This window comes from Bacillus norwichensis (genome assembly GCF_014836955.1).
Classification (GTDB): Bacteria; Bacillota; Bacilli; order Bacillales; family Bacillaceae_C; genus Siminovitchia; species Siminovitchia norwichensis.
In genome coordinates this window covers 62,923-68,393 of the sequence record NZ_JACSPV010000020.1, presented here as the reverse complement: position 1 = coordinate 68,393, position 5,471 = coordinate 62,923, and the positions used below count along the sequence as shown (strand labels likewise).

6 protein-coding genes and 1 rRNA gene are annotated in these 5,471 nt (G+C 41.7%); all 7 read right to left on the bottom strand.

Annotated features, from left to right (window positions below; genetic code table 11):
- A 16S ribosomal RNA gene (locus H9631_RS12680) occupies positions 1 to 81 on the bottom strand; the annotation flags it as partial.
- A 640-nt stretch (positions 82 to 721) separates the two neighbouring features.
- On the bottom strand, positions 722 to 2,209 hold the full coding sequence (gene lysS / locus H9631_RS12675; protein WP_225221017.1) for a lysine--tRNA ligase: 1,488 nt from the start codon (positions 2,207 to 2,209) through the stop codon (positions 722 to 724).
- Positions 2,210 to 2,329: 120 nt separating this feature from the next.
- A complete protein-coding gene (dusB, locus tag H9631_RS12670) occupies positions 2,330 to 3,322 on the bottom strand; it encodes a tRNA dihydrouridine synthase DusB (RefSeq protein ID WP_191813323.1) in 993 nt (330 codons plus the stop codon).
- Between the two features lie 27 nt (positions 3,323 to 3,349).
- Positions 3,350 to 3,568, bottom strand: coding sequence for a helix-turn-helix transcriptional regulator (locus H9631_RS12665; protein ID WP_160708181.1), 219 nt, complete (start codon positions 3,566 to 3,568; stop codon positions 3,350 to 3,352).
- On the bottom strand, positions 3,520 to 4,047 hold the full coding sequence (folK, locus tag H9631_RS12660; protein WP_191813321.1) for a 2-amino-4-hydroxy-6-hydroxymethyldihydropteridine diphosphokinase: 528 nt from the start codon (positions 4,045 to 4,047) through the stop codon (positions 3,520 to 3,522). Before folK ends, H9631_RS12665 begins: the two co-directional genes overlap by 49 nt.
- Positions 4,040 to 4,405, bottom strand: a complete 366-nt coding sequence (gene folB / locus H9631_RS12655) for a dihydroneopterin aldolase (RefSeq protein ID WP_191813319.1) — start codon at positions 4,403 to 4,405, stop codon at positions 4,040 to 4,042. The genes folK and folB overlap by 8 nt, the downstream gene beginning before the upstream one ends.
- On the bottom strand, positions 4,398 to 5,225 hold the full coding sequence (folP, locus tag H9631_RS12650) for a dihydropteroate synthase (RefSeq protein WP_191813317.1): 828 nt from the start codon (positions 5,223 to 5,225) through the stop codon (positions 4,398 to 4,400). The genes folB and folP overlap by 8 nt, the downstream gene beginning before the upstream one ends.
- Between the last annotated feature and the right edge of the window lie 246 nt (positions 5,226 to 5,471).

Genomic DNA, 5,471 nt, shown 5'->3' with positions numbered 1-5,471 from the left:
GCTCCCCTTCATCCGCTCGACTTGCATGTATTAGGCACGCCGCCAGCGTTCGTCCTGAGCCAGGATCAAACTCTCATGAAGTACAGGATGTACTAACAAAGGCGTCCCCACAGGACGTGGCGCTCTTAGCCTTTGCTCATCCGAGTTCGTTAGCTCATAATAAAGCTGACTTAATAAATTATTGACGTTCGTTTCGTTCAGTTTTCAAAGATCAAACTTGAATTTGCTCTCTCGAGCGACTCTTCTATTTTATCACACCCGGTTTTGATTGTCAACAACTTTTTTTAAATTGTTTTTTCAATCTCGTCTGAGGCGACTTTCTTAATATACCATGTTAACCGATTTGAAGTCAACACTTTTTTTAAAAACTTTTTATTGCTTTGTTGTCTCTTACAAGCAACGATATTTAATATAACACCTTTTTATTTTACGTGCAATAGTTTTTTTGTTTTTATTTCATAAAATAGAAGGTAAAGTACAGATCACAACACCTGAGTCTTCTATTCATCCATAAATTCAAGCCCAGTAAATAGGCTCGGACTGTTTCTCCAACAATTACTGTATGTTATCAATATTTTGTGAAGAGCTTCCTCGGTTGTGGGCCTATTATCAACAAATAGGACATTCCTTCTCTACATATAGAGCGTTAAAATTACTGCAAAGTTCGTCATTCGAAAAGAATCAAAAAGAACCCTTGCCAAAAACGGCAGGGTTCCAGAAATCAATCCTTTTGTCTCATGAGTGGAAATAGGAGTACGTCTCTTATGGAAGGAGAATTCGTCAATAGCATAACTAGGCGATCAATCCCGATGCCCAATCCACCTGTTGGCGGCATTCCATATTCCAGTGCTTCGATAAAATCCTCGTCCATTTCATGCGCTTCGTCATTTCCTTGCTCTCTTTCTTCCAGTTGAGCTTCGAATCTTTCCCTCTGATCAATTGGGTCATTTAATTCTGTAAATGCATTAGCATGCTCACGGCCAACAATAAATAGTTCGAATCGATCTGTAAACCTTGGATCGTCATCATTCTTCTTCGCAAGTGGAGAAATTTCTACAGGATGTCCATAAATAAATGTAGGCTGAATAAGTTTTTCTTCAACAACTTGTTCGAAGAATTCATTGACAATATGTCCATATGTCATATGTTCTGTGATTTCAATATTATGTTCTTTGGCAAGCTGGATAGCTTCCTCATCGGACATTTCTTTCCAAAAATCCACACCTGTATATTCTTTTACAGCATCCACCATATGAAGACGGCGCCACTTCGGCTCCAGATTCACTTCATCTTCTCCATACTGGACAGAAGTTGTGCCCAGCACTTCCTTAGCGATAAAAGCAATCATATTTTCAGTAAGTTCCATAATATCATTGAAATCTGCGTATGCTTCATACAATTCTATCATTGTAAATTCAGGGTTATGCCTTGTTGAGACCCCTTCATTTCTGAAAACCCGGCCGATCTCGTACACTTTTTCAAGACCCCCAACAATCAGCCGTTTCAAGTGCAACTCAATGGCTATTCTCATATAGAATTGTGTGTCCAACGCATTGTGATGCGTAATGAAAGGACGAGCAGCCGCTCCCCCTGCAATTGCATGAAGCATAGGTGTTTCAACTTCTAAGAAGCCTTGTCCATCCAAATAACGGCGCATGGATTGGATGATTTTACTTCGTGCGATAAAAGTTTCCCTGCTGACTTCATTGGTAATTAAGTCAAGATAACGCTGACGATAACGCTGCTCAACGTCTTTCAATCCATGAAACTTTTCTGGAAGTGGGCGCAGTGCCTTCGAAAGCAGGGTAAATTCATTCGCTTTTATGGACAGTTCACCCACCTTGGTTTTGAAAATAGTCCCCGTTAAACCAACTATATCACCAAGATCAACCATTTTAAAAATATCGTACTGTTCCTCGCCCACCGCGTCCTGACGGACATATATTTGGATTTGACCAGTTAAATCCTGAATATGAGCAAAGCCTGCTTTTCCCTTTCCACGCTTTGTCATGATACGGCCGGCAATCGTAACAGACTGGTTCAGTTCCTCTAGCTCTTCTTTTGTTTTTTCCTCATATTTATCTTTAATATCCTTCGTCAAAGCTGTACGTTCAAACCGTTTTCCAAACGGATCGAACCCACTTTCTCGCAAAGATACCATTTTGTCGCGTCTCACCTGAAGTTGATCATTCAACTCTTCCTGACTCATTTTTTCCACTCCAATCTCATAATAAAGCCATTCCCTATCTTCATATTGTACCTAAAATTAAGGAACTAGGCATCCCTCTATAAAAAAAACTGCCAGCTAATGGCAGCGAAACATTTTTTATTATCCCGCTTTTATTTCACTAAGTTCAGTTTCTTCAACGAGACTGTCAAGTAATCCCACTATTTCATTCCTTGTCGTGCATTCATTGATGGCATTTCTGATCTTTCCGTTTCCATGAATGCCTTTTAAATACCACGCAGCGTGTTTACGCATCTCGCGAACTGCGATATTTTCTCCCTTTAAAGCGATTAAACGATCCAGATGCAGCTGACAGACATCCATTTTTTCTCTGACAGTCGGTTCACCTGTTAGTTCCCCAGTTTCCAAGTATTTAACTGTTTGATAGATCATCCATGGATTTCCAAGCGCAGCCCTGCCAATCATGACACCATCAACACCTGTTTGATCGAGCATCCGCTTTGCGTCTTGAGGAGTTTCAACATCACCGTTTCCGATCAAAGGAATATTCAGAGACTGTTTCACTTCACGGATGATATCCCAGTTAGCATGGCCTTCATACATTTGAACTCGTGTTCGACCATGCATCGATACAGCAGCACCGCCTGCCCGCTCAACGGCCTGTGCATTTTCCACAGCAAAAATATGTTCATCATCCCAACCAATCCGCATTTTCACTGTAACCGGCTTATTTACAGCATCAACTACGGCAGAAACCATATCATAGATTTTTTTCGGTTCCAGCAACCACCTTGCGCCCGCTTCGCAGCGGATAATTTTATTCACCGGACAACCCATATTAATGTCGATGATATCCGCATTGGTGTTTTGATCAACAAATTTAGCAGCTTCAACCAGCGTCTCTTTTTCACCACCAAAAATTTGCAATGACAGTGGCTTTTCACGCTCATCAATATAAAGCAGGTTCATTGTCTTTTCATTTTTATAAACGATGCCTTTATCGCTGATCATCTCCGCACATACAAGACCAGCACCGAATTCTTTTACAGTCAAACGGAATGCTGAGTTGCAAATACCGGCCATCGGGGCCAGAACAACTTGGTTCTTCATTTCGATATCGCCAATTTTAAGCATATTGATTCTTCCTCCTTTCCAAGTGTTTTATTTATCCAACTCATCCGGTGGGGTCAATTCCTCAACGGGAATTTTGAGCACATCGGAAATTTGTTTGAGTATCAGTTCTGACGGGAGACGGCTTCCCCGTTCAATTTCTCCCAAAACTGAGACGGATATTCCGATTTCTCTTGCCAGACCTTCTTGGGTACGGCCCTTTAGCTTTCGAAAAGCCCGGATCCGCCTTCCCCATTTATCTGTTTCCATAATCGAACACCTTCTTTATCAGGTATTTCGTTTAACACATCAACCAGAGAAACATTTTGTTCCGGAAGCTTCACTTTTCCATCAATCTCCAATAACGGAACAAGGACAAATGCACGTTCAGTCATTCGAGGATGAGGAATTTGCAAGTCCTCCATCTCAATATTTTCGTTATTATATAATAAAATGTCAAGGTCGATTTTTCTGGGGCCATTCCTGAATTTCCTCACCCTACCCAGCCGTTCTTCAATCTGAAGGCAACGGGTTAAAAGTTCATAAGCAGATAATGAAGTGGTAATTTTTACAGCGATATTTAGAAAAAGATCCTGGTCAGTATAGCCCACTGGGTCCGTTTCGTAAATGGAAGACACTTTCTCAATTTCAATTCCCTTCGTCTGCTTCAGTTCCCTTATTGCAGCTTTCAGCCATTTTTCTCTGTCACCGATATTAGAGCCAAGCGATAAAAAAGCAAGATTATTCATGGCGCCCCCTTATAATCTCAACAGCTACGGAATCATAAATTCCATTAATTGGTGGATTCGGTTTGATCACTTTCACGTGAGCACGCTCAACAGACTCAAACCGCTCCAAAATATCAACTGCAATATTTTCAGCAACGGCCTCGATAAGATTGAATCTCTTTCCTTCAACGATTTCTTTACAGAGCGTATAAACGTCCGCATAGTTGATTGTTTTTTCAAGATTATCCGAACGCCCAGCTGCACGCAAATCCGTTTCCATCACAACATTCACCCGAAAACGCTGCCCAAGCGCAGCCTCTTCCGGAAAGACGCCATGATTTCCGTAAAAATCCATTTCATTCAGGTAAATTTTATCCATTCTGCTCCCCCTTTTCTAAAAGAACATCCATCATGGCTGCCATACGACTTATTTCTTTAACATCGTGAACACGCATGATCTGACACCCCTGCTGAATTCCATAACAAACGGTAGCGCCCGTTCCTTCCATTCGTTCCTCCACAGAAAGATCAAGTGCAGTTCCAATCATTCGCTTGCGGGAGGTTCCAAGCAGTACCGGATACCCAAGCCCAACCAGTTTATCCAGATTTCTCATCATTATAAGATTTTCTCGATAGTCCTTGGCAAATCCAATTCCGGGATCAAGGACGATGTTGTCATCCGGAACCCCCGCTTTTTTAGCAATAGAAATGCTTTCATATAAATCGTTCAGTACATCACGAATAAAATTTGTATAGTCACGGTTATTCCTATTGTGCATTAAAACAATCGGAACATCCCGCTCGGCCGCTACGGCCGCTATCTCAGGATCTTTCTTTGCTCCCCATATATCGTTGATAATATGTGCACCCGCTATCACTGCGGCTTCAGCTGTTTTCGCTTTATATGTATCGATAGAAATCGGAGCTTGGACAGCCTTCGTAATCTCTCGAATCACCGGAAGCACCCTATCAACCTCTTCACCAGTCGAGACTGGGTCATGACCAGGACGTGTAGACTCACCACCAATGTCGATAATATCAGCGCCCTCTTTTACCATTTCCTTCGCATGTTCAACTGCATGGCTCAAAGCATTAAAGCTCCCACCATCGGAAAAGGAGTCGGGAGTGACATTCAGAATTCCCATAATCAATGTTTTTTGACCACAATCAAGTGTGTACTTGCCACAACGGATCATCATGATTTAATTCACCTACATTCTCATTTCATCATCTTTTTAGTTTAACTCTTTCCCGCCCGATTGAAAAATAAAAGACAAGCCCTTATTTGGACTTGTCTTTAGAATCAACTTGTTAGAACACTATTGACAGTAGATCTGAGCTCGGTTCTATTCAGAGCTCCAACCCATACGTCGCCTTGCGCTTTTCTTTTGTCTAGCTTCAGGCTCCAGCGACTAGCAGACTTCCTTCTCCTTCCTACGATAAGT